Raw genomic sequence first — 23742 nt, 5'->3', positions numbered from 1 at the left:
GACCGGTGTGGAGCCGGTGTGAAAACGAGGTGGAGGCGATGTCGGTGCTTCCCCTTATGCTGCTCCGGATTGATCAAGCAGCACCTGGGGAGGGCGCGCGACATGCTCGGCAAGCTGTTCGGCAAGGCGGGGGAGACGGCGGGGCGGAGACCGGCGGCGGATCCGCACGCCCTGCCGGCCCAGCGCGCACGGCGCAACGGGACCTATCCCCTGCGCGCCCTCGGGGACACCCGGGTGCTGACCCTGGTGGAAGCGGCCGACGCGGGGGACTGGGACGGGGTGAAGACGGCGCTGGCCCCGTTCGACCTGGGCCGGGACCACCAGGTGCTCGACCAGCTGGCCGATCTGGACGGTGTGCAGGACTGGATCGGCCGGGCCGTCGAGGAGGACGCGGAGCACCGGGCGACGGCCCTGCTGATATCCGGGGCGCGTCACGTCGCCTGGGGCTGGGAGGCACGTACCACCGGGCGGGCCGCGAACGTCACGCGGGAGCAGTGGCGGGTCTTCCACGAGCGGCTGGAAACCGCCGACGAACACCTGTTGCGGGCCGCCGAGCTGCGACCCGACTGGATCACCCCGTGGCGCCGCCTCCTCACCTCCGCCCGCGGCACGTCCCTGGGAGACGACGTCAAACGGGCCCGTCGTGAGGCCGCCCTGCGCCGCGATCCGCTGGACCTGGAGACCCACATCCAGTGGGTCTCCCAGCTGCAGCCCCGCTGGGGCGGCCGGCCCGGGCAGGCCATGACGTACGCGCGCAAGGTTTTCACCCGTGCGCCCGAGGGGCACCGCCTCGGCTGCGTGGTGGCGATGGCCCACATCGAGGACTGGGTGGAGTCGGACAGCCCGAGCTGCCTCGACCTGCCGTACATCCAGGCCGAGTTGCGCGACGCGGCCAAGCACAGCATCCTCCATCCCGCCTACGAGCGGCGCCCCGGCTGGCAGCAGGACTTCAACGTGTTCGCCATGGCTCTGAGCCTGGCCTCGGAGGGCGTCGTCGCCCCGCGCGTCTTCCACGAGCTGGACGGCGCCTACACGCCGTGGCCCTGGACGTACATGGCGCAGCCGGAGAAGGCCTACGCCCGCTTCCGGCGCCACGCCTGAGCCACCACCGGGCCGGCGCTCCACCGCCCGCCCCGCACCCCGCCGCTCACCCGGCCCCCGCCCTCGTTCACGCCACCCCCGGGACCGCACGATGACTTCGTCCGACACCTCCTCGCATCCGGCCGGCGCCGACCGCACCTTCCAAGTGGACCTGCGCGGCCTCGTCGACCTCCTCTCCCACCACCTCTACTCCAGCCCTCGCGTCTACCTCCGCGAACTCCTGCAGAACGCGGTGGACGCGCTGACCGCCCGCCACCGCCTCGAACCGGCCGCCCCCGCCGGCGCCTTCGGCATCCGCCTGTACGCCGACGGCTCGGTCGTCCGGGTCGAGGACGACGGCGTCGGACTCACCGAGGCCGACGTGCACACCTTCCTCGCCACGATCGGCCGCAGCAGCAAGCGCGCCGAGCAGGTCGCGGAGCAGCGCGCCGACTTCATCGGCCAGTTCGGCATCGGACTGCTCTCCTGCTTCCTGGTCGCTGACGAGATCCACGTCCTGAGCCGCTCCGCCCGCACCCCCGACGCGCCCGCCGTGGAGTGGCGCGGACGCGGTGACGGCAGCTACACCGTCCGTACCCTGCGCGCCTCCGCACGCCCCCGGCCCGGCACCACGGTCACGCTGACCCCGCGCGCCGACGCCGGTGAGTGGACCCGGCCCGCGCAGGTGCACGCGCTGGCCCGGCACTTCGGCTCCCTGCTGCGTCACCCGGTGACCTTCGACGACGGCACGCACGGCACGGACGGACCGGGCGGCGCGCCCGTCAACCCCGAGCCCGCCCCCTGGACGCGTACGTACCCCACCCCGGGCGCCCGTTCCCGTGCGCTGGCCGCGTACGGCCAGGAGGTCCTCGGGTTCACGCCGCTGGACACCATCGAACTCGACCTGCCGGCCGTCGGCCTCAAGGGCATCGCGTGCGTGCTGCCGGAGGCGGTGCCCGCCGGGCGGCGCCACGGCCACCGCGTCCACGTCAAGGGCATGCTGCTGTCCGAGCAGGCCGAGGAGATCCTGCCCGAGTGGGCGTTCTTCGTGCGGTGCGTCGTCGACGCCGAGAGCCTGCGCCCGACGGCGTCCCGCGAGTCCCTGTACGAGGACGACACCCTGGCCGCCGTCCGCGACGCCCTCGCCGAGCGGCTGCGTGCCTGGATCGCCCGCGCCGCCGCCAGCGACCCGGACCTGCTCGCCCGCTTCCTCCAGGCCCACCACCTGGCCGTGAAGTCGCTCGCCGTGCACGACGACGAGATCCTGCGGATGCTGCTGCCCTGGCTGCCGTTCGAGACCACCGACGGCCACACCACCCTCGACGAGTTCGCCCGCACCCACCGCACCGTGCTCGTCACGTCCAGCGTGGAGGAGTTCCGGCAGGTCGCCTCCATCGCATCCGCCGCCGGGCTCGGCGTCGTCAACGGCGGCTACACGTACGACCGCGAACTGGTCCACCGGCTGCCCGAGATCAAGCCCGAGGCGAGCGTCGCCGACCTGGACCCGGCGACCCTGACCGCGCACCTCGACCCCGTCGACCGCGAGACGGAGCTGGCCGCCGCGGCCTACCTCGCCCGCGCCCGGGACGCCCTCGCCGTCTTCGACTGCGACGTGGCGCTGCGCACCTTCCAGCCCGCCTCCGCCCCCGCCCTCCTCGTCGACAGCCGCGAGGCCCGGCACGAGCGCACCCGCTCCCAGCTCGCCCGCGAGCAGGAGGGCGGCCTGTGGGGCGACATCCTCGGCGCCCTGCGCCAGGAGGCCCCGCGGGCCCAGCTGATCCTCAACCAGCTGAACCCGCTGGTCCGCACCGCCGTCGCCATCGACGAACCCGAACTGGCCCGCACCAGCGCCGAAGCCCTCTACGGCCAGGCCGCGCTGCTGTCCCGGCGTCCGCTCAGACCCGCCGAGTCGAGCCTCATCAACCGCTCCTTCCTCGACCTCCTCGCCCACGCCCTCCGCAAGGACAGCTGACGATGCCCACCGCACCCCACGCCCAGAGCACGGACGAGCTGTACGAGGCCCTCCGCGCCAACGACCGGCTGCCCTACGGCCGGACCCGCACCGTCACCGCCGAGGAACTCGTCGACGTCGCCGAACAGTTCGAGGAGCCCGTCCCGCTCGTCCACGCGCTGCTCGAACTGCAGGAGGCGTACACCTACGGCTCCGAGCCCCGTAAGTCGCCCGTCGTCTTCGCCCGCCTGCTCACCCTCTTCGACGAGCAGCCCGACGTCTTCGACGAGCGCCTGCGGCACACGCTCTTCTGGCGGTTCAAGTGGGTGGCCAACGCCCTGCGCGCCCTGCCCGAGATACCGCTGGCCAGCCTGCGCCGGTGGATGACCGAGATGCGCGAGCGGTACGAGAAGGCCGGCCTCGGCCTCCAGCCCTACTACGGGCAGATGTACCAGCTCGCCGCCCACGTCGGCGAGGACACCGCCCCCGCCTACGAGTTGTGGGCGGCGCGCACCCGCACCCGGCTCAGCGACTGCGAGGCGTGCGAGACCTGCGAACGCGCCCTGTACCGGCTCGCGGCGGGCGACGACGAGCGGGCGCTCGACGTCTGGGAGCCCGTCCTGGCAGGAAAGGAGTCGTGCCAGGAGGAACCGGCTCGCTCCGTCTCGTACGCGCTGCTGCCCCTGGTGCGCACCGGTCGCGTCGACCGGGCCCGCGAACTGCACCTGGCCGGCTACCGCGGCTGCCGACGCAACCCCGGCATGGCCGGTGAGGTCGGCCGGCACCTGGAGTTCTGCGCGCTGACCGGCAACGAGGCCCGCGGCCTCGAACTGCTCGCCGAGAACCGGAACCTGTTCGAGGAGCTCGACTCCCCGCTCTCCCTGCTCGACTTCCTCACCGGCGTGGAGGTTCTCCTCCAGCGGGTCGAGGCCCTCGGCCACGGCGCACTGCCCGCCGCCGGCTACCCGGGCCGTACCTGGACGGTGGCCGCCCTGCGCGCCGAGGTACGGGGTCGCGCCGACGACTTCGCCTCCCGCTTCGACGTCCGCAACGGGACCACCGCCCACGGCGACCGCCGCCGGGCCCGCCTCGACCGCGCCCCGCTCCTGGACGCGCTGGAACTGACCCTGCGCCCCCGTGCCCTGGAAGACGTGGCTCCGGCCGTGCCGGTCGCCGCTCCCGCCGCCCCCGCGGCCGTCGCCGTACCCGAGTCACTGGCCGAACTCGTCACCAGGGCGCGGGCGCTGCACGAGCAAGGCCACCCGGACGCGGCGGCCTGCTGGGCGGAACTGCGCACCCGGGTCACCGCCCGTGACTACACGCACCCCGACGACCCGGCCGTGGGTCCGCTCGCGCGGCTGCGCGCCGACCTGCTCGCCGAGGAGGGGAGCCGGGCGGGAGAGAGGGACGACTTCGCGGAGGCGGCCGACCTCCACGAGGAGGCGGCGGGCTTGTACGACGACGCCGGAGCCCCCGGCCACGCGGCACTCGCCCGGGCGTGCGCCCTGCTCGCCACGGCCGAGGCCGCGGGAACGGCCCGGGCGGGTGCCTCGGCCGAGGACGCGGTGGACGCCTCTGCCGAGGCGGCGGCGGAGACGAAGGCCGCCGCGCTGACCGCCGCGCACGCGGCCATGGTCCGCCTGCACGAGAGGACGCCCGGTCTCACCCCGCACCAGGAGGCCCGTCTGCTGCGGCTGCGGGCGACCGCGCTCGGCCTGCGCCTGCAAACCTCGGGCCGCGAGGAGCACGTGGCGCCGGTGCTCGCCGAGGTCGACCTGCTGCACGCCTTCGCCACCCGGCACGACATCGACGGGCAGGTCTCCGGCGCCCTGCTGCTGCGGGCCAGCACGCATGCGATCTCCGGCGACCTGTCCACCGCCCTCGCCCGGACCGACGCGCTCCTCGACCGGTTGACGGCGCACGGACCCGCCTGGCACCTGCCCCGCGCGCTGGGACTGCGCGGAAAACTGCACCTCGGCCTGCGGGACGCGTCGGCCGCGCACGCGGACCTCGGCGAGGCGCTGCGGCTGGCCGCCGACTGGCCCGCCGATGCCATGGACACCGCTCGCCTCCACAGCGATCTCGCCGAAACCTGCGTGCATCTGGGCCGCCCCGACGAGGCCCTGCGCCATCTGACCCGCTCGGCCGAGCTGAGCCTCCGCGGCGGCAGCCGGTTCGACGCCTACTGCACCTACAGCAACGCCGCCCGGCTCAGCCTGGACCTCGGCCGTGTCGAGGACTGCATCGCCCTGCTCGACTCCGTGCTGGCCGAACCGGACGTCACCGCGGGGGAGCTGGACGACCGGTTGACCGCCCAGCTGCGCCTGACCCGCGCTCGCGCGCTGCACGCGGGGGACGATCTCAAGGCCGCCACGACCGAGCTCGTCGCCCTCGCGGCCGAGTCGGCGGGCTGGGACGACGACCCCGGGAGCCATGCCATGATCGCCGCGGAGACGGCCGTACTGCTCGCCGAGTCGGGCGAGTTCGGCCGGGCCCGCGAGGCGGCCGACCAGGCGCTCGCCGCCCATGCCCGCGATCCTCGCCATGAGGCGCTCAGCAACTGCCTGCGCGAACTGGCCCGCCTCCAGGCCCAGCGGCAGGGGCCCGACGGACTGCCCGACGCCCTCGCCTTCCTCGCCGACGCGGGCCGCGTCGCCGACGGCGCCCGCTCCGCGGGGTACGAGGCCCACGGCCGGCCGCTGGACTCCGCGCTCGCCTACGAGTACGGGCGGGTCAACGCCTACGCGGGCGCGTACGAGGACGCTCTGAGCGCGCTGGAGCAGGCTCTGGCCCTGATCGGCGAGCCGGGCCCGGACGGCGAGCGCGCCGGCGAGTGGGCCGAGTGCGTCCGGCTCGCGGGCGCGGTGGAGGGTCTCTACCTGGAGCGACCCGCTCCCGCGCTCACCCGCCTGGACGCGGCGGCCTCCCGGCTGATCGCCCTGGGTCACACCGAGGTCGCCGAGCCGCTGACGTCCTTGGCGGCCCGGCTGCGCGACGAGGAGTAACACGCGCCGTCGCGAGCCCCCGGAGCCCAGCGGGGCTTCCGGGGGCTCCGGGACCTGTCAGGATCCCCGGGGCTCCCACGGCACGCGGGACTGCCGGAACGTCCTCCGGGAGCCCCGAACAGCCCCGCGTGTCACACCGGGCAGCCGCCGAACCCCCGCTCGGTCGCGGACGCCGCTGTCGTCGCCGTCGGCTCAGGGGTGCGACAGCTGTCCCGTGCGGCCGCCCCGTCGGCCTATCCGCTCCTGGCCCCGCTCGGCGGCCCGGGTCTGCCGCCTCGCCCGGCGACGCTCGCGGCGCATGGCCCGGGCGGTGCTGCTCGGCGCCGACACCACCCCGTGCCGCTGGTTCCACACCTGCCGGGTCACCCACACGTCCAGCACGCCCCAGGTGGCCACCACCGTGCCCGCGACGCTCGCGAGCACCATCGGGAACGCCAGCCAGGACTGGGCCATCGTGCACAGGAAGGCCACCATCGCCGAGATGAGCGTCACGGCGACGACGAGCACCGCCCGCACGGCCGCCGTCCGCACCGGATCCGGCAACCGGGGACGCCGCGCCGGCTCCTCGCGCCACAACGGCCGGTGTTCCGGCTGTCCTTCACGCGCCCGTCCGTCCGGCCCGGCCACCGGAATGCCGCGGCCCGGTGCCTCGGGTGCCCCCGAGGCCACCGGTGCGCCCACCCCGGTCGTGCCACCGTCCGGCGCCCCGCGCCGCTCCGCCGTGCCCATCAACATGTCACTCCCCACCGCCAGCAGACAGCTCGTCCGTGTCACCCGACACGGCTCCCCTCTGGCTGCCCGGCTTGCGCCGCTTCACGCCACCCGGAGACGGGTTGCGGCTCCTGTGGCCGATTCCGCCTCCATTTCCCGTAGTGAAGGACGAACGACGGGTCCCCGAGATTCCCGAAAAGCCCGCGCAGTCGAAGAATTTCGGCCAATCCGCCCGTCACGCCGGACGAACCGTCCAGCCCCGGCGAGCCGATCACGGGAGGCAATCTCCCGTAATGACCGGACAACTGACCATCGCTGGTCCCCGGTGCGGAGGTTCGGCCTCCGGATAGGTCTTCGAGTTACCTGTGCGTCAGTAGTAGGCTCGCGCCGTTTGTTGACGCACATGTGTACCCCCCGTCGGTGGGGGTCGAGCTGGGGGAGGCCATGCGCTTTCGCGGGAAGTCGATCCGCCGGAAGATCGTGGCGCTGCTTCTCGTGCCGCTGGTGTCCCTGACCGTGATCTGGGCCTTCGCCACGGTACTGACGGGACGCGAGGCGGCACAGCTGTTCAGCGCCTCCACCGTCGTCGAGAAGATCGGCTACCCGGTCGAGGACACCGTCCGCGTGCTCCAGCAGGAGCGCAGGCAGACCCTCGTCCACCTCGCCGACCCGCGTGCCTCCGACGGACTCGCCGCCCTGGAGCGCAGCCGCACCGCCACGGACGAGGCCGTCGCCGAGATCCGCCGCAACGCGGCCGACGCCGACGTACGGGACGACCTCGGCGGGGCCGCACAGGAACGGCTCACCGCCGTACTGGACGCCTTCGACAGCATCGGCTCCCTGCGCCGCAGCGTCGAGGACGGCACCGTCGACCGCGCGCAGGCCCTCGGCCTCTACAACCGTCTGGTGGACCCCTGCCACGATCTCCTCGCCAACCTCGACGTCGTCGACGACGTGGGCCTGGACAAGCAGTACCGGGCGCTGGTCAACGTCTCCCGCGCGCGTGAACTGCTCTCCCGCGAGGACGCCCTCCTCGGCTCCGCCCTGGTCACCGGGGGCCTCACCCGCACCGAGACCCGGGACGTCTCCGACCTGGTCGCCCAGCGCACCATGATGTACGACATCAACCTGCCGCTGCTGCCCGCCACCGAACGCGGCCGCTACCAGCGTTTCTGGAAGAACGCGGCCTCCGCACCGCTGCGCGTCGCCGAACAGGCCGCCGTCTCCACCGCGAGCGGGATGCCGCGCGGTGTCACCGCCAAGAGCTGGGACACCGCCGCCGGGAGCGTCCTGGAGGAACTCGCCGACCTCGACGACCAGGCCGCCGACCGCTACCAGGAGCGTGTCGACCCGGTCGCCACCAACACCATCGCCAAGGCCGTCATCGCCGGAGCGCTCGGCCTGATCGCCCTGCTCTACTCGCTCTTCCTGTCCGTACGCGTCGGCCGTTCCCTCATCCGCGACCTCAAGCAGCTGCGCCTGGAGGCCCACGAAGCCTCCGGAGTCCGCCTGCCCAGCGTGATGCGCCGCCTCTCGGCGGGCGAGGAGGTCGACGTCGAGACCGAGGTGCCGCGCCTGGAGTACGACAGGAACGAGATGGGCGAGGTCGGCCAGGCCCTCAACACGCTCCAGCGGGCCGCCGTGGAAGCCGCCGTCAAGCAGGCCGAACTCCGCGCGGGTGTCTCCGAGGTCTTCGTCAACCTCGCCCGCCGCAGCCAGGTGCTCCTGCACAAGCAGCTCACCCTGCTCGACACCATGGAGCGCAGGACCGAGGACACCGAGGAACTCGCGGACCTGTTCCGGCTGGACCACCTGACCACCCGCATGCGCCGGCACGCCGAGGGACTGGTCATCCTCTCCGGCGCCGCACCCTCCCGGCAGTGGCGCAAGCCCGTCCAGCTCATGGACGTGGTCCGCGCCGCCGTCGCGGAGGTCGAGGACTACGAGCGCATCGAGGTCCGCAGGCTGCCGCGCGTCGCCGTCACCGGACCCGCGGTCGCCGACCTGACCCACCTGGTGGCCGAACTCCTGGAGAACGCCACGGTGTTCTCGCCCCCGCACACCGCGGTCCAGGTGCTCGGCGAGCGCGTCGCCAACGGCTTCACCCTGGAGATCCACGACCGCGGCCTCGGCATGGCCGCCGACGCCCTCCTCGACGCCAACCTCCGGCTGGCCGAGACACCCGAGTTCGAGCTGTCCGACACCGACCGGCTCGGCCTGTTCGTCGTCAGCCGGCTCGCCCAGCGGCAGAACGTCCGGGTGTCCCTGCAGCCCTCCCCGTACGGCGGCACCACCGCGGTCGTCTTCGTCCCCGACGCCCTCCTCACCGACGACGCCCCGGACACCAACGGCGTCGGTTTCCGCCTCGACCGTCCTCAGCACGTCAAAGACAAGGAGCGCGAGGAGAGCCGCCGTTCCGGCCTCTCGCACGTGCCCGCCCGGCTCCAGGACCGGCCGACCGCGCTGCTGGACGGCCCCGTCGAGCTGGAGGCGCCCGTGGACCTGGACGCCCTCGACGGCCTGCCCGGAGCGCTGGACGACCAGGACAGCGAGCGCGGCGGCCTGTTCCGCCCGCGCCGCTCACTGACCGCGGCCGACGACGACCCGGCGGCCCACCGCGGTGGACGGCGACGCCCCGAGACCCGGCCCGAGGGCGAACCGGCCGAGGACGGGACCGCGGAGAACGCGCCGGTCGCGCTGCCGCGCCGCCGTACCCCCAAGCTGGTCAGCTCGCACGGACGCCCGGTCCCCGAACGGCCCGCCCGCGGCGACGCCGACGAGCCGCGCACGACGGGCACCGACCGGCCGGAGCACCCGGCCGCCGCCCCGCCGCGGGCGGACGAACTGCCCGCCCTGCCCGCCCGCCGCCGAGGAGACCGCACCGGGGAGCGCGGGGAAGGCCGTGCGGATGCGGACGGCCCCCGTCCCGGCCGTGACGGCGGCGGCGTGCCCCCTGAGAGCGGGGTTGCGCAGGCCCCCGGCGCCGGGACCGGCGCGCTGCCCCGGCGCGTACGCCAGGCCAACCTGGCCCCTCAGCTCAGGCAGAGTCCCGAACCCTCCGCCGAGGACCGCTCCGACCCGGCCGACCGCGACGCCGACGAGGTCCGCAGCCGTATGGCCTCGCTCCAGCGCGGCTGGCAGCGCGGCCGCAAGGAGAACGCCGCGGGTGACGACCCACCCGGCGGCACAGCACCATCAGCACCACGAGGAACGACAAAGGGGGACGGTCGATGACCGCACCGAAGGCGACCGGCCACACCGCGACCAAGTCCGGCGAGCTGAACTGGCTCCTCGACGACCTGGTGGACCGCGTCGCGAGCATCCGCAAGGCCGTCGTGCTGTCCGGCGACGGTCTGGCGACGGGCGTATCCAAGGACCTGACCAGGGAGGACAGCGAGCACCTGGCCGCCGTGGCGTCCGGGTTCCACAGCCTCGCCAAGGGCGTGGGCCGGCACTTCGAGGCGGGCAGCGTCCGGCAGACCGTCGTCGAACTCGACGACGCCTTCCTGTTCGTCACCGCCGCGGGGGACGGGAGTTGCCTGGCCGTCCTGTCCGACGCCGACTCGGACGTCGGCCAGGTCGCCTACGAGATGACCCTCCTGGTCAAGCGGGTCGGCGTGCACCTGGGCACCGCTCCGCGCACCGAACTGCCCTCGGACGGGTAAGTGGGATGACATGAGCGCAGACGGTCAGGGAAGCAACCACTGGTTCGACGACGAGGCCGGGCCCGTCGTCCGTCCGTACGCCATGACGCGCGGCCGCACCACCAGCGCGGCCCAGCACCGCCTCGACCTGATCGCGGTGGTCGTCACGGAACCCCACGCGGACGATCCGGAGGCGGACGTCACCCTCTCCCCGGAGCACGTGGACATCGTCGGCCTGTGCCGCGACACCCCGCAGTCGGTCGCCGAACTCGCCGCCGAACTCGACCTGCCCGTCGGGGTCGTGCGGGTCCTGGTCGGCGACCTCGTGGACGGGGAACTCGTGCACGTCAACCGGCCCGTGCCCCCGGCCGAACTGCCGGACGAGAACATACTGCGCGACGTGATCAGCGGATTGAGGGCACTGTGAACCGGCCCCCGCGCACGTCGGGCGGCACGTTAAGGAGAAGAGATCGATGATCTTCGGGCGTTCTCAGCGCGGCAAGCCGCCGGTCGAGCCCGTCACGCTGAAGATCCTGGTGGCCGGCGGCTTCGGCGTGGGCAAGACCACCCTCGTCGGCGCGGTCAGCGAGATCAGGCCGCTGCGCACGGAGGAACTGCTCACCGAGGCCGGCCGGCCCGTCGACGACGTCAGCGGGGTGGAGGGCAAGCACACCACCACGGTGGCCATGGACTTCGGGCGGATCACCCTGCGCGAGGACCTGGTGCTGTACCTCTTCGGCACGCCCGGCCAGGAGCGGTTCTGGTTCATGTGGGACGAGCTCTCCGAGGGCGCGCTGGGCGCAGTCGTCCTGGCCGACACCCGGCGCCTGGAGGACTGCTTCGCCGCCGTCGACTACTTCGAACGGCGGTCCATCCCGTTCGTCGTCGGCGTCAACTGCTTCGAGGGATCGGCGCGCTACCCGACCGAGACCGTCCGCCAGGCCCTCGACCTGGACGAGGACGTGCCCCTGGTGCTCTGCGACGCCCGGGACCGGGAGTCCGTCAAGGAGGTCCTGATCGGCGTCGTCCAGCACGCCATGTCCCAGGCCGCGGACCGGCGCCGGGCCGTCACGACCTGAGACTCCGCCCGTCCGATCCTCCGCACCGCCCCTGCGCCGGTCGCGACACCGCCCCTGCGCCGGTCGCGACACCGCCTCTGCGCCGGTCGCGACACCGCCCGGTGCTCACCGGCGTGCCCGCGCCGGCCGGCTGACCGGCCGGCCGTCCTGGTCCGGCCCGGCGTCCCGCTCCGGGGCCGGCGCCCGGCGTCTCGCTCGGGAGGCCGCTCCCGGCGTCTCGGGCACCGGGCCCCCGTCAGGGACTCGGTGCACGGGGCGTCCGGCTCCAGGACGGGCAGCCCGGCTCCTGCCCGCACCGGCGGCGCGCCCTCGCTCACCCGGTCGGTGCCGCCGTCCGTGCCGAGCCGCGCCGCACCTCGTGCCCCGGGACCTCCGCCCGGCCCAGCACCCAACTCGTCCCGCGCAGCGCCTTGGCGGCCCTCTTGAGCGGCGCCAGACGGGCCGCCGCCCGCCGGTGGTCCGGCACGCTCCCCGGCACGCACAGGACCGTCGCGAGAGACAGCGTCACGGGCCGCCCCCCGGCCGACCACGGAACGTCCAGCACCGCGGCGGCCAGCGGATCCACCCCGTCCGGATCGGTGAGCAGCAGGAAGTCGTCACCACCGATGTGCCCCACGCGGGTCTCCCCGGCCGCCGTGCGCAGCAGCGTCTGCCCGACCGCCCGGATCAGCTCGTCGCCCGCGGCGAACCCGGCCCCGTCGTTGACCTGCTTGAACTGGTCCACGTCGAGCCAGCTCAACGTGAACGCCCGCCCGTCCGCGATCCGCCGGTCCACCTCGTCCGTGATCGCGTCCGAACCCGGCAGCCGCGTCAGCGGATTGAGTCCCACCGCCTCCTCCACCCTGCTCTCCGCCAGTGCCCGCACCAGGTCGGCGAGGCGTACGACGCCCACACACCGCCCGCGGGCGTCCACCACCGCCACGTCGTCCGACGTACGGCTCGCAGCACCGACGGCCACCACGTCCAGCACCTCCCAGGCCGTGGCGTCGACCCCCACCGTCCGCGGCGGGTCGCCGAGCTTCGCGGCGGGCCGGTCGGCGTACAGGGCGTGCCCGTAGCGGCCCGACATCGACAGCAGGAAGCGGGAGCGGTGCACCGAGCGCACCGGAACCCCGTCCCGGTCCACGAGCAGCACCCCGGACACGTCCGGCGCCCCGGTCAGCAGCGCCCGCACCCGCCCCGCAGACGCCGTCGCCGGCAACAGCGCCGCCGGCCGCACGAACTGCCGTACCGACGGCCCCGACCGCGCCGCCGACGCCGGGCCAGGCGAGCCGGACGGCACGTACACGTCCGCCGCGGGCAGCCGTGCGGGCGGTGCGAACAGCGCGCCCTGGGCCAACTGGGCCCCGGCCGACCGTGCGACGGCGTACTGCGCCTCCGTCTCCACGCCTTCGACGGCCAGCAGCGCTCCCGAGCCGTCGCACAGCACCCGCATCGCCCGCACGGCCGCGGGCCGCGCCAGCAGCGACGCGTCGAGCTTCACCAGCTCCGGTGCCAGATCCGTCAGCAGCCGCAACGGCGCGTCCCCGTCCCCGACCCCGTCCGCGCAGATCCGGAACCCCTGCTCCCGCAAGGCGGCCACCGCCTCCAGCAGGGCCCGCCGCGGCACATGGGCGTACGGCGGACAGACGTCCAGCGTCACCTCCCAGGGCAGCCGGCCCGCCTCGCGCACGGCGTCGTGCAGCGGCTGGAGGCCGCCGAGGTCGGCGAGGGTACCCGCGAACACGTTGACGTGCAGCGGCAGCAGCGTCTCCCGGCGCACCGCCGCGCGCAGCGCGGACACCGTGAGCAGACCGTCGAGTTCCGGGTCGCGCCGGGCCTCGGCCAGCACGTCACCGGCCTCCGGGCGGGCCAGTATCTCCAGCGCCGCGACTCCTCCGGTCATCAGGTTGACCACCGGTTGGAAGGCGAAGCGGAGAGTGTCCGTCCAGGAGCGCACGGGAGCAGGATGGCGCGACCGGCTACCGCCCGGGGCCAGTTCACGCGACGTTCACGCACCGTTCCGGGTCGCTCACCCGGCGTACCGGTGGCGCGCCCGCCGGGCCGGCCCCTTCCCCCGCGGCGCCCGACCCTGATAGATGCAGGGGACATGACACGACTCTCCACCGCCCTCCGCGGTCTGGTCACCTCCTTCGCCGCCCTGCTCGCCGTCACGGCCGTCCCGGCCGACGCGCAGGCACGGCCCGAGCCGCGGGCCCCGGAGGACTTCGTGGCGCTGAGAAGCGTCGATCCGACGATCATCGAGGAGATGCGCTACGTCACCGCGCACAACTTCGTCGGCGAGCGGGTCGACGGCTACCGGCAGCCCCTGTGCATCCTCACCCGCCCCGCCGCCGAGGCCCTGCACCTCGCCCAGACCCGGCTGCTGCGCAAGGGCTACTCCCTCAAGGTGTACGACTGCTACCGCCCCCAGCGTGCCGTCGACCACTTCGTGCGCTGGGCGGAGGACCTCGACGACCAGAAGATGAAGGCCGAGTTCTACCCGGAGGTCGACAAGACCCGCCTCTTCGCCGACGGTTACATCGCGGAGAAATCCGGCCACAGCCGGGGCTCCACCATGGACCTCACCCTCGTACGGCTCCCGGCCCGGCCCACCCGCCCGTACCACCCCGGGCAGCCCCTGGTCCCGTGCTTCGCTGCGCAGGACGAGCGCTTCCCCGACAACTCCGTCGACATGGGCACCGGTTACGACTGCTTCGACACGCGCTCGCACACCCTCGACCCCCGCGTCCAGGGCGCCCAGCGCACCAACCGGCTGCTGCTCAAGGACACCCTGGAGGCCGTCGGGCTGGTCAACCTCCCCGAGGAATGGTGGCACTTCACCTACAAGCCGGAGCCCCACCCGGACACCTACTTCGACTTCCCGGTCTCGGCCAGGTCGCTCGCCGGCCGCCGCTGACCGGCCTGCCGGAGCCGCCCCCTCCGCGATCGGATACAGTCCGCCGCGTGTCCGAAACTGAAACCTCCGTTCCCAACTCCGCGCCCGACTCCCACTGTTCGCGCTGCGGATCGCCCTACGGAGAGGGCGTCTCCGGCTGGCCCCGCACCTGCCCCGCGTGCGGCACCGTGGCCTACCGCAACCCACTGCCGGTCGCGGTGGCCCTCCAGCCCGTGTACGACACGCAGGGCACCGCCCTGGTCGTCATCACCCGCACCGTCACCCCCGCACGCGGAGGAGTCGCCCTGCCCGGCGGCTACATCGACGACCGGGAGGACTGGCGGCAGGCCGTCGTCCGCGAGCTGAAGGAGGAGACGGGCATCGACGCGGCGAGCCGCGACGTCCGGCTCGCCGACGCCATGAGCTCGCCCGACGGCCACCTGCTGCTCTTCGGGCTGCTGCCCGAACGTCCGGCCGAGGGCCTGCCGCCCTCCGCCGCCACGGACGAGACCGAGGGCTGGCACCTGCTGCGCGGGGCGCAGGAGCTCGCCTTCCCGCTCCACACCCTGGCGGTACGGGGCTTCTTCGAGGGCCGCTACATCTGAGCCGGGCGCTCCGCGAGCCCGCGGACGCGGACAGGGCAGGACGGCTCACCCGGACCGTCCTCGCCCTCCCGCCGCACGACCACCCGGTGTCCCTCCCAGCGGGACACGTACCGTTCGATCTCCGGTTCCACCCAGCCGTCGCCCGCGTCCGGTACGACCAGCCCGCCGCCGGTCCGCCCCCGCGCGGGCGCCCACACCTCCAGCTCCGGCGCACCGTCAGCCCCGCGCACCGGGACCACGGATCCCGCTCGCGCGAACACCGGAATCCGCCCCGGAGGGGCTTCGGCCAGCACCTGCGCCGGCCCCTCGTAGGCCCGTTCCGTCGCCACGTCGTACCAGCGCCCCCGCGGCAGCCGCACCTCCCGCCGGTCCGACCCGGGCCGGAGCACCGGCGCCACCAGCAGGCAGTCGCCCAGCAGGAAGGCGTCCTCGCAGTCCCGCAACGCCCGGTCCTCCGGCGACTGCCACCACACCGGACGCGCGTACGGGGCCCCCGTACGCCGGGCCAGGTGCGCCAGCGTCACGAAGTACGGCAGCAGCCGGCGCCGCTCGGCGAGCGTCACGCGCGCGTACCCGAGGACCTCGGCCCCGAACCCCCACGGCTCCCCGAGTCCGGCCCGGGGACCGGCGTGGGTCCGCAGCAGCGGCAGGTAGGCGGCCAGTTGGAGCCACCGCAGATACAGCTCGGGCGGCACATCCCCCTCGGCCCCGCCCACGTCGGGCCCCGAACACGGCACTCCGCACAGCCCGAGGCCCAGCACCTGGGCCAGCGAAGCCCGCAACCCCGCCCAGCCCGACACCACGTCACCGGACCAGACACCGCCGTAGCGCTGCAGTCCTGCCCACCCGGCACGGGCGAGGACGAACGGCCGCTCGTCCGGCGACAGCGCCCGCAGCCCCTCGTACCCGGCCCGCGCCATGCACAAGGCGTAGACGTTGTGCGCCTCCCTGTGGTCGCCGCCCCGGCCCTCCAGCGCGTGCCGTGCCGAGCGCGGCAGCGTCGGCTCCCCGAAGGCCGCGAACGACGTGGGCGCGTCCAGATCGTGCCAGACCCCGGCGAACCCCTGCCCCAGCCGCTCGTCGTAGAGGCCGCCCCACCACTCGCGCACCCGCGCGCGCGTCAGGTCGGGGAAGACCACGTCCCCCGACCGCCCCGCACCCCGGACCACCGAGCCGACGGCGTCCCGCACGAACACGTCCGCGCGCATGCCGTCGTCGTACACGGCGCTGCCGGGCGCCGCCGCGACCGCCGGCTCGACGGCCGACACCAGCCGGACGCCCTCCCGGCGCAACTCCTCGGCGAGCACGGCCAGCTTCGGGAACCGCTCCTCGTCCACCGTGAACCCCCGGCCGGCATCGGCGTGGCCACTCCCCAGATGCACCGCGTCCAACGGCAGATCGCGCTCCTGATGACCGGCCACGACCCGCCGCAGCTCCTGCTCGTCGCCGCAACCCGACCGCGCGACATGGTGCCCGAGCGCCCACGACGGCGGCAGCGCGGGCGCACCGGTCAGCGACGCCCAGGTCAGCAGCGCACGCGCGGGGGTGCCCACCGTCACCCAGCACCGCAGCGGCCCCCCGTCCATCCGCAGCACACTCCGCCCCGGCCGGTCGTGCCCCGAACCCGCTCCCTCCTCACCCTCCCGCAGCACCACCGTGCCGTCCCACGTGCTGTCGTGGAAGACCAGATGCGTCCCCGCGTCCGCCACCACCATCTGCACCGGCATCGTCACGGACGCCACATTCTCACCCGCGGCGCCGGGCCGTCCCGGACCGGAGTTCCACAGCCGGTACGTACCGTCGCGCAGCCGGGGACCGGAAGAACGCCCGCCGAGCCCGAAGAACCGCGCGTCGGCGGCCACCTCCGACCGCTGCGTCCAGCGGGCCGGACCCCCCTGCACCGGCTCCCACCAGCGAGGCGGCAGCTCACGGCGCAGCACCACACCCCCCGGTGTACGGACCTCGACCGCGCCGTGCCGGGACACGGCCACCGTCGCGCGCTCCGCCACCACCCGCCAGCCACCGTCCTTGTCCGGCTCCAGCACCGCACGCGGATCCGGCTCGGGACAGCGCCCCGCCAACGCGTACGAAGGCTCCGGCCCAGCCCCGTCCCAGCCCCAGAAGACGGCGCCGTTGACCGCGACGAGTACACAGAGCTCCGAGCGGCCGAACCGGACGACCCCGCCCCCCGGTCCGGGCTCCACCTCACACATCGGCCCCGGCACCCGTGCCCGCTCCGCACCCCGGGGAGGCAGCGCGGCGGCATCGGCACGCTGTCTGCGCCACGCCACCCGCACCGTACGCAACCCCCGCGCCACCCCGGCGGAACCGACCGTCTTCATCGAACGCACCAGGTCACGACCGTCCATGCTGCTCACCCTGCCATCCACGACCGCACACCCGGGCCTCGTTCAACTGCCGTTCACCCGGGACCGGAGCAGATCTTCATGTCACCGGACCATGCGGGGCGCGCCCTGGTGCGGAAGTCGATCACATGGCATCGTCCCTGTCAGCCGCGTCACGCGCACACCCCAGCCCGTGCGCGCAGGACGCACACGACGCGCACAGTCCGGGAGCCGCCCCATGCCGACCGAGAACCCGCAGCCGCTCTGGCAGCCGGATGCACCACGCATCGCCCAGGCCCGCATCACCGCATTCCAGACCTGGGCGGCGCAGCACCACGGAGCCCCCGCCGACGGCGGATACGCCGCGCTGCACCGCTGGTCCGTCGACGAGCTGGACACCTTCTGGAAAGCCGTCACGGAATGGTTCGACGTCCGCTTCTCGACCCCCTACGCGCGCGTGCTGGGCGACCGGACGATGCCCGGGGCCCAGTGGTTCCCCGGCGCCACGCTGAACTACGCCGAACACGCCCTGCGCGCCGCCGCCACCCACGCGGACGAACCCGCGCTGCTGTACGTCGACGAGACCCACGAACCGGCCGCCGTCACCTGGACCGAGCTGCGCCGCCAGGTCGGCTCGCTCGCCGCCGAACTGCGCGCCCTCGGCGTACGCCCCGGCGACCGCGTCAGCGGCTACCTGCCCAACATCCCCCAGGCCGTCGTCGCCCTCCTCGCCACCGCGGCCGTGGGCGGCGTCTGGACCTCCTGCGCGCCCGACTTCGGCGCCCGCAGTGTCCTGGACCGCTTCCAGCAGGTCGAACCCGTCGTCCTGTTCACCGTCGACGGCTACCGCTACGGGGGCAAGGAACACGATCGCCGCGACACCGTCGCGGAGCTGCGCAGGGAACTGCCCACCCTGCGCGCGGTGATCCACATCCCGCTCCTCGGCACCGAGGCCCCGGACGGCGCCCTGGAGTGGCAGGCTCTGACCTCGGCCGACACAGAGCCGGTGTTCGAGCAGGTGCCCTTCGACCACCCCCTGTGGGTGCTCTACTCCTCCGGCACCACCGGTCTGCCCAAGGCCATCGTCCAGTCCCAGGGCGGCATCCTCGTCGAGCACCTCAAACAGCTCGGCCTGCACTGCGACCTCGGCCCCGGCGACCGCTTCTTCTGGTACACCTCGACCGGCTGGATGATGTGGAACTTCCTCGTCTCCGGCCTGCTCACCGGCACCACGATCGTCCTCTACGACGGCAGCCCGGGCTTCCCCGCCACGGACGCCCAGTGGCGCATCGCGGAACGCACCGGCGCCACCCTCTTCGGCACCTCCGCCGCCTACGTCATGGCCTGCCGCAAGGCCGACGTCCACCCGGCACGCGATCTGGACCTCTCGGCGATCCAGTGCGTCGCCACCACCGGCTCCCCGCTCCCGCCCGACGGCTTCCGCTGGCTCCACGACGAGTTCGCCGCGAGCGGCGCCGACCTGTGGATCGCCTCCGTCAGCGGCGGCACCGACGTGTGCTCCTGCTTCGCGGGCGCGGTCCCCACCCTCCCGGTCCACATCGGCGAACTGCAGGCCCCCGGCCTCGGCACGGACCTCCAGTCCTGGGACCCCGACGGCACCCCCCTCACCGACGAGGTCGGCGAGCTGGTCGTCACCAACCCCATGCCGTCCATGCCGATCCGCTTCTGGAACGACCCCGACGGCAGCCGCTACCACGACAGCTACTTCGACACCTACCCCGGCGTCTGGCGGCACGGCGACTGGATCACCCTCACCTCCCGCGGCTCCGTCGTCATCCACGGCCGCTCCGACTCCACCCTCAACCGGCAGGGCGTCCGCATGGGCTCCGCCGACATCTACGAAGCCGTCGAGCGGCTCCCCGAGATCAGGGAATCCCTCGTCATCGGCATCGAACAGCCCGACGGCGGCTACTGGATGCCCCTCTTCGTGCACCTGGCACCCGGAGCCACCCTCGACGACGCCCTGCTGGACCGCATCAGGCAGACCATCCGCGCCCAGCTCTCCCCACGTCACGTGCCCGACGAAGTCATCGAGGTGCCCGGCATCCCGCACACCCTCACCGGCAAGCGCATCGAGGTCCCGGTCAAGCGACTCCTCCAGGGCACCCCGCTCGACAAGGCCGTCAACCCCGGCTCCATCGACAACCTCGACCTGCTCCACTTCTACGAGGACCTCGCCCGCGAACGCGCCTGACCAGGACACCGACGAGCCGGCCGCCCCCACCGGCGGCCGGCTCCCCGCGCCCGCCCGACGCCGTTGTCAGTGCCGACGATTACTGTGAGTGAGCATTGATCGACCGTGCACAGGGGGAAACATGGCGCACACCGACCGCACCGACCACACCCAGCGACGCGTCCTGCGCCGCGAGATCGCGGGCACCATCGGCCTGCTCACCGACGAACACGACTTCCGCGCCATGCGGCGCTACCGCAGCTTCACCTTCCACGACCACGCCGCCTACCTCCGCCAGGTGGAAGCCGTGCTCAGGACACGCGCGGCCCAGGGCACCCACACCACGCTCGCGCTCTTCGACCCCGAGGAGTACGCCGCGTTCTGCACGGCGGCGGGCCTCGACGCCGACGCCCCCGCCAGCCGCGCCAGGTTCACCGCCGAGCTCGCCGCCCACGGCCCCACCGTGCCGTACGAGGGCCAGTCCCTCGCCGACCTGCTGCCGGCGCTCGTCGACGAAGCCGTCCGCCAGGCCACCTGGGAGTACACGTCGAGCCTGCTCGCCCGCCTCGGCAGCTGCTCCACATGCGGCGAGGACCTGGGCCGGGCCGCCTTCAGCCGGGCCACCCGCCTCCTGCGCCGCGTCCTGGAAACGGCACCCCCGGGCAGTCGACACCTGGTCTGCAGCGTCTCGGGCCACCCGGAGGACACGCTGGTCTCCGCCCTCCTCGTCGATCAGGAGATCGACGGCGCCCCGCACATCGACGAGGCCGAGGCCCTGGAGTTCACCAGCGTCCTCGCGCTCGGCCTGGCGACCCACAGCCCCGGCGGACTCGTCATGCGCGTCAGCCCACCGGGCGGCCCGGACCGCATCCACGGCTGGCGCCTGCGGGGCTACGGGCTCGAACCACTCACCGCGGCCGAGGTCTTCGACGCCTACTGCACCGACATCGAGTCCGGCGACCTCATCTCCCCGGAATCCAACGTCGACTACTGCGCCCCGCCCGACCTGGGAGAAGACCGCCTGCCACCGGGCCACCACCACTGAACGCGGGCGGGGCGCCCCACCCGGAGGTGGAGCGCCCCGCACCACAGTCAGCGCGGCAGCCGCCGCCGGCCGCTACTCGCCCGACAGGACCGCCTGCGCGGCGTTCCGTGCCTCCTCGGCACTGTCCGCCGCCCGGGCCGCGGCCGCGGCCCGCTCGCACTGCGCCAACGTGAACTTCGCCAGCGTCGCCCGCACGTAGGGCAGCGACGCCGCACCCATGGACAGGGAGGTGACACCGAGACCGGTCAGCACGCACGCGAGCAGCGGGTCGGACGCGGCCTCGCCGCAGACGCCGCAGCTCTTGCCCTCGGCCTTCGCCGCCTCGGCCGACAGCGCGACCAGGTCGAGCAGCGCCGGCTGCCACGGGTCCTGCAGCCGGGAGACCGCACCCACCTGACGGTCGGCGGCGAAGGTGTACTGCGCGAGGTCGTTCGTCCCCAGCGACAGGAACTCGACCTCCTGCAGGACCGAACGGGCTCGCAGCGCGGCGGACGGAATCTCCACCATCGCGCCGAACTTCGCGCGCAGCCCGGCCTCGCGGCAGGCGTCCGCGAACGCCTTGGCGTCGGCCCGGTCCGCCACCATCGGCGCCATGACCTCGAGGTAGACCGGCAGCCCCTCCGCAGCCTTGGCCAGCGCCGTCAGCTGCGTCCGCAGCACGTCCGGGTGGTCGAGCAGCGTCCTCAGGCCCCGCACGCCCAGCGCCGGGTTCGGCTCGTCGCCCGGCGTGAGGAAGTCCAGCGGCTTGTCGGCACCGGCGTCCAGCACCCGCACCACGACCCGGCCCTCCGGGAACGCCTCCAGCACCTGGCGGTAGGCGGTGACCTGCTTCTCCTCGGAGGGAGCGTTCTCGCTGTCGTCGAGGAAGAGGAACTCGGTCCGGAACAGACCGACACCCTCAGCGCCGGCCTCGACGGCCGCGGGCACATCGGCGGGACCACCGATGTTCGCCAGCAACGGCACCTTGTGACCGTCCGAGGTCGCACCCGGACCCGTCGACGCGGCCAGCGCGGCCTTCCGCTCGGCCGCCTCGGCCGTCAGCCGCGCCTTCTTCTCCTCGCCGGGATTCACGAAGATCTCACCGGTGCTGCCGTCGACGGCGACGACGGTCCCCTCGGGAAGCTCGCCTGCTCCCGGCAGTGCCACCACGGCGGGCACACCGAGCGCCCGCGCGAGGATCGCGCTGTGACTGGTCGGCCCACCCTCCTCGGTGACGAACCCCAGGACGAGCGTCGGGTCGAGCAGCGCGGTGTCGGCCGGCGCGAGATCCCGCGCGATCAGCACGTACGGCTCGTCGCTGTCCGGAACCCCGGGCATGGGCACCCCGAGCAGACGGGCGACGATACGATTCCGCACGTCGTCGAGGTCCGCCACCCGGCCGGCCAGGTACTCACCGGCACCGGCCAGCAGGGCCCGGTACGCGGCGAAGGCGTCGTACACGGCACGCTCGGCCGTGCTCCCCACGGTGATCCGCCGCTCGACGTCGGCCATCAGCTCCGGGTCCTGGGCCATCATGGCCTGGGCCTCGAGCACGGCCTGGGCCTCGCCCCCCGCCAGATTGCCGCGCGCCATCAGATCGGCCGCCACAGCTTCCACGGCCTTGCGGGCGCGCCCCTGCTCGCGCTCCGCCTCCTCGGCCGGGATCTGCTTCGCCGGCGGCTCCAGAACCGCCGTCCCCATGTGCCGAACCTCGCCGATCGCCACACCGTGGCTCACGCCGACGCCTCGCAGCGTTGTCTCCATCTCACCCGTCCCGATAATGCGGCGGGTCCCGCCGCCGCGGTGGTTGTCCTGCCAGCCGTCGATGCCGTCCCTCCGCCCGGGGAGGGACGGCACGGACGTCACTTCCAGAGGAAGAGGCTCTCGCCGGCCTTCACGTCCCCGTCCTCGCGGAGATCGGAGAGCGCCTCGGCCGTGGCCTCCAGGGCCACGATCGGGCAGATCGGCGACTTGCCCGCGGCCTCGACCGCGGCCGGGTCCCAGCGCACCACGCCCTGACCGCGCGTGACGGTGTCGCCCTTGTTCACCAGCAGCTCGAAACCCTCGCCGTTGAGCTGCACGGTGTCGATGCCGAGGTGGGTCAGCACGCCGTGCCCGCTCTCGTCGACGACGACGAAGGCGTGCGGGTGCAGAGACACAATGACGCCGTCGACGGGGGCGACCGCCTCGGAGGGCTCCCGCACGGGGTCGATGGCGGTGCCCGGGCCGACCATGGCCCCGGAGAAGACGGGATCGGGCACAGCGGCCAGGCCGATGGCGCGTCCTGCGAGCGGGGACGAGACGGTGGTCATGGGAAGCCTCCCAGGGCGGAGATCTGTACGAGCCGTCACTGCTTGTCCCGGACGGCACACTGAGCAGCAGGGTATGTCATAGGAAGTACCGGTTCCGCATGAGTCTTCCGATTAGAGGTCTAGACCACACTCGCCACGGATTTGCACCCGTTCCGTGGCCCCGTGTACAGTCGTTACTCCTGCCTGAGGCTGAGCGATGCGTTCAAGGCGTCCTCGTCCGGGCAGTACCCAACCGAGTCAGATCCTATCGCTGGATCGCCTTCTGCATGCCCGCAGGACGGTGGTCAGAAGCACCGGGAAAGCCTGATAGTGTTGGAAACACCGAAGGGAAGCGCCCGGAGGAAAGCCCGAGAGAATTCTCCGGGTGAGTACAAAGGAAGCGTCCGTTCCTTGAGAACTCAACAGCGTGCCAAAAGTCAACGCCAGATATGTTGATACCCCGTCTCTCCCATTCGGGAGGACGAGGTTCCTTTGAAGAAACACACAGCGAGGACGCTGTGAACGGTCGGATCATTCCTCCGACTGTTCCGCTCTCGTGGTGTCACCCGATTACGGGTAAACATTCACGGAGAGTTTGATCCTGGCTCAGGACGAACGCTGGCGGCGTGCTTAACACATGCAAGTCGAACGATGAACCACTTCGGTGGGGATTAGTGGCGAACGGGTGAGTAACACGTGGGCAATCTGCCCTGCACTCTGGGACAAGCCCTGGAAACGGGGTCTAATACCGGATACTGACCCTCGCAGGCATCTGCGAGGTTCGAAAGCTCCGGCGGTGCAGGATGAGCCCGCGGCCTATCAGCTTGTTGGTGAGGTAATGGCTCACCAAGGCGACGACGGGTAGCCGGCCTGAGAGGGCGACCGGCCACACTGGGACTGAGACACGGCCCAGACTCCTACGGGAGGCAGCAGTG

16 protein-coding genes and 1 rRNA gene are annotated in these 23742 nt (G+C 73.2%); 12 read left to right on the top strand and 5 right to left on the bottom strand.

The window, feature by feature from the left end; translation table 11 throughout:
• Nucleotides 1-102 precede the first annotated feature (102 nt).
• The 3 genes from ACIBCJ_RS33370 (at nt 103) to ACIBCJ_RS33360 (ending at nt 6036) form a co-directional block, all read left to right on the top strand.
• Entirely contained in the window at nt 103-1101 is a 999-nt protein-coding gene (locus ACIBCJ_RS33370; RefSeq protein WP_365980669.1) for a hypothetical protein, read from the top strand.
• Nucleotides 1102-1192: 91 nt separating this feature from the next.
• Entirely contained in the window at nt 1193-3052 is a 1860-nt protein-coding gene (locus ACIBCJ_RS33365; RefSeq protein WP_365980518.1) for an HSP90 family protein, read from the top strand.
• Between the two features lie 2 nt (nt 3053-3054).
• Entirely contained in the window at nt 3055-6036 is a 2982-nt protein-coding gene (locus tag ACIBCJ_RS33360; RefSeq protein ID WP_365980517.1) for a hypothetical protein, read from the top strand.
• A 192-nt stretch (nt 6037-6228) separates the two neighbouring features.
• On the opposite strand, the gene ACIBCJ_RS33355 is transcribed toward ACIBCJ_RS33360, so the two are convergent.
• Nucleotides 6229-6771: a hypothetical protein gene (locus ACIBCJ_RS33355; protein ID WP_362096817.1), complete on the bottom strand. Its 543-nt coding sequence runs from the start codon at nt 6769-6771 to the stop codon at nt 6229-6231.
• A 420-nt stretch (nt 6772-7191) separates the two neighbouring features.
• On the opposite strand from ACIBCJ_RS33355, the gene ACIBCJ_RS33350 reads away from it, so the two are divergent.
• Genes ACIBCJ_RS33350 through ACIBCJ_RS33335 form a run of 4 tightly spaced genes read left to right on the top strand, consistent with a single transcriptional unit; the run spans nt 7192 to nt 11470 of the window.
• Nucleotides 7192-9981: a nitrate- and nitrite sensing domain-containing protein gene (locus tag ACIBCJ_RS33350; RefSeq protein WP_365980668.1), complete on the top strand. Its 2790-nt coding sequence runs from the start codon at nt 7192-7194 to the stop codon at nt 9979-9981.
• Nucleotides 9978-10412, top strand: a complete 435-nt coding sequence (locus ACIBCJ_RS33345; RefSeq protein ID WP_362096814.1) for a roadblock/LC7 domain-containing protein — start codon at nt 9978-9980, stop codon at nt 10410-10412. Before ACIBCJ_RS33350 ends, ACIBCJ_RS33345 begins: the two co-directional genes overlap by 4 nt.
• Nucleotides 10413-10422: 10 nt before the next feature.
• Nucleotides 10423-10818, top strand: coding sequence for a DUF742 domain-containing protein (locus ACIBCJ_RS33340; protein WP_133888197.1), 396 nt, complete (start codon nt 10423-10425; stop codon nt 10816-10818).
• A 46-nt stretch (nt 10819-10864) separates the two neighbouring features.
• Complete coding sequence (locus tag ACIBCJ_RS33335; protein WP_133888198.1) at nt 10865-11470, top strand: ATP/GTP-binding protein; 606 nt, start codon at nt 10865-10867, stop codon at nt 11468-11470.
• 313 nt (nt 11471-11783) lie between these two features.
• On the opposite strand, the gene ACIBCJ_RS33330 is transcribed toward ACIBCJ_RS33335, so the two are convergent.
• A complete protein-coding gene (locus tag ACIBCJ_RS33330; protein WP_365980516.1) occupies nt 11784-13409 on the bottom strand; it encodes a GGDEF domain-containing protein in 1626 nt (541 codons plus the stop codon).
• A gap of 150 nt (nt 13410-13559) precedes the next feature.
• On the opposite strand from ACIBCJ_RS33330, the gene ACIBCJ_RS33325 reads away from it, so the two are divergent.
• On the top strand, nt 13560-14369 hold the full coding sequence (locus tag ACIBCJ_RS33325; protein ID WP_365980515.1) for a M15 family metallopeptidase: 810 nt from the start codon (nt 13560-13562) through the stop codon (nt 14367-14369).
• A gap of 47 nt (nt 14370-14416) precedes the next feature.
• Nucleotides 14417-14953 (top strand): NUDIX domain-containing protein, encoded by a 537-nt coding sequence (locus ACIBCJ_RS33320; RefSeq protein ID WP_362096804.1) that lies wholly within the window; start codon nt 14417-14419, stop codon nt 14951-14953.
• Here ACIBCJ_RS33320 and ACIBCJ_RS33315 read toward each other — a convergent pair.
• Entirely contained in the window at nt 14944-17322 is a 2379-nt protein-coding gene (locus tag ACIBCJ_RS33315; RefSeq protein ID WP_365980514.1) for a glycoside hydrolase family 31 protein, read from the bottom strand. The two genes, ACIBCJ_RS33320 and ACIBCJ_RS33315, sit on opposite strands and share 10 nt — an antisense overlap.
• A gap of 214 nt (nt 17323-17536) precedes the next feature.
• Here ACIBCJ_RS33315 and ACIBCJ_RS33310 point away from each other — a divergent pair, with 214 nt between their 5' ends.
• Together ACIBCJ_RS33310 and ACIBCJ_RS33305 are read left to right on the top strand one after the other, a co-directional pair.
• A complete protein-coding gene (locus tag ACIBCJ_RS33310) occupies nt 17537-19513 on the top strand; it encodes an acetoacetate--CoA ligase (protein WP_365980513.1) in 1977 nt (658 codons plus the stop codon).
• Nucleotides 19514-19634: 121 nt separating this feature from the next.
• Nucleotides 19635-20537 (top strand): hypothetical protein, encoded by a 903-nt coding sequence (locus ACIBCJ_RS33305; protein WP_365980512.1) that lies wholly within the window; start codon nt 19635-19637, stop codon nt 20535-20537.
• Between the two features lie 72 nt (nt 20538-20609).
• On the opposite strand, the gene ptsP is transcribed toward ACIBCJ_RS33305, so the two are convergent.
• Complete coding sequence (gene ptsP / locus ACIBCJ_RS33300; RefSeq protein ID WP_362096793.1) at nt 20610-22280, bottom strand: phosphoenolpyruvate--protein phosphotransferase; 1671 nt, start codon at nt 22278-22280, stop codon at nt 20610-20612.
• A gap of 98 nt (nt 22281-22378) precedes the next feature.
• The gene (locus tag ACIBCJ_RS33295; RefSeq protein ID WP_362096790.1) at nt 22379-22828 is read right to left on the bottom strand and encodes a PTS glucose transporter subunit IIA; all 450 of its coding nucleotides are present in this window, start codon (nt 22826-22828) and stop codon (nt 22379-22381) included.
• A gap of 562 nt (nt 22829-23390) precedes the next feature.
• On the opposite strand from ACIBCJ_RS33295, the gene ACIBCJ_RS33290 reads away from it, so the two are divergent.
• Nucleotides 23391-23742, top strand: a 16S ribosomal RNA gene (locus tag ACIBCJ_RS33290); the annotation flags it as partial.

Origin of the sequence: Streptomyces sp. NPDC051136 (genome assembly GCF_044455745.1) — a bacterium.
In the GTDB taxonomy this organism is placed as follows: domain Bacteria; phylum Actinomycetota; class Actinomycetes; order Streptomycetales; family Streptomycetaceae; genus Streptomyces.
This window is presented reverse-complemented; position numbering and strand designations above follow the sequence as displayed.

Coding starts and splice junctions, on each gene's coding strand:
- ACIBCJ_RS33370 (WP_365980669.1), top strand. CDS start 103: ATGCTCGGCAAGCTGTTCGGCAAGGCGGGGGAGACGGCGGGGCGGAGA.
- ACIBCJ_RS33365 (WP_365980518.1), top strand. CDS start 1,193: ATGACTTCGTCCGACACCTCCTCGCATCCGGCCGGCGCCGACCGCACC.
- ACIBCJ_RS33360 (WP_365980517.1), top strand. CDS start 3,055: ATGCCCACCGCACCCCACGCCCAGAGCACGGACGAGCTGTACGAGGCC.
- ACIBCJ_RS33355 (WP_362096817.1), bottom strand. CDS start 6,771: ATGTTGATGGGCACGGCGGAGCGGCGCGGGGCGCCGGACGGTGGCACG.
- ACIBCJ_RS33350 (WP_365980668.1), top strand. CDS start 7,192: ATGCGCTTTCGCGGGAAGTCGATCCGCCGGAAGATCGTGGCGCTGCTT.
- ACIBCJ_RS33345 (WP_362096814.1), top strand. CDS start 9,978: ATGACCGCACCGAAGGCGACCGGCCACACCGCGACCAAGTCCGGCGAG.
- ACIBCJ_RS33340 (WP_133888197.1), top strand. CDS start 10,423: ATGAGCGCAGACGGTCAGGGAAGCAACCACTGGTTCGACGACGAGGCC.
- ACIBCJ_RS33335 (WP_133888198.1), top strand. CDS start 10,865: ATGATCTTCGGGCGTTCTCAGCGCGGCAAGCCGCCGGTCGAGCCCGTC.
- ACIBCJ_RS33325 (WP_365980515.1), top strand. CDS start 13,560: ATGACACGACTCTCCACCGCCCTCCGCGGTCTGGTCACCTCCTTCGCC.
- ACIBCJ_RS33315 (WP_365980514.1), bottom strand. CDS start 17,322: ATGGACGGTCGTGACCTGGTGCGTTCGATGAAGACGGTCGGTTCCGCC.
- ACIBCJ_RS33310 (WP_365980513.1), top strand. CDS start 17,537: ATGCCGACCGAGAACCCGCAGCCGCTCTGGCAGCCGGATGCACCACGC.
- ACIBCJ_RS33305 (WP_365980512.1), top strand. CDS start 19,635: ATGGCGCACACCGACCGCACCGACCACACCCAGCGACGCGTCCTGCGC.
- ptsP (WP_362096793.1), bottom strand. CDS start 22,280: ATGGAGACAACGCTGCGAGGCGTCGGCGTGAGCCACGGTGTGGCGATC.
- ACIBCJ_RS33295 (WP_362096790.1), bottom strand. CDS start 22,828: ATGACCACCGTCTCGTCCCCGCTCGCAGGACGCGCCATCGGCCTGGCC.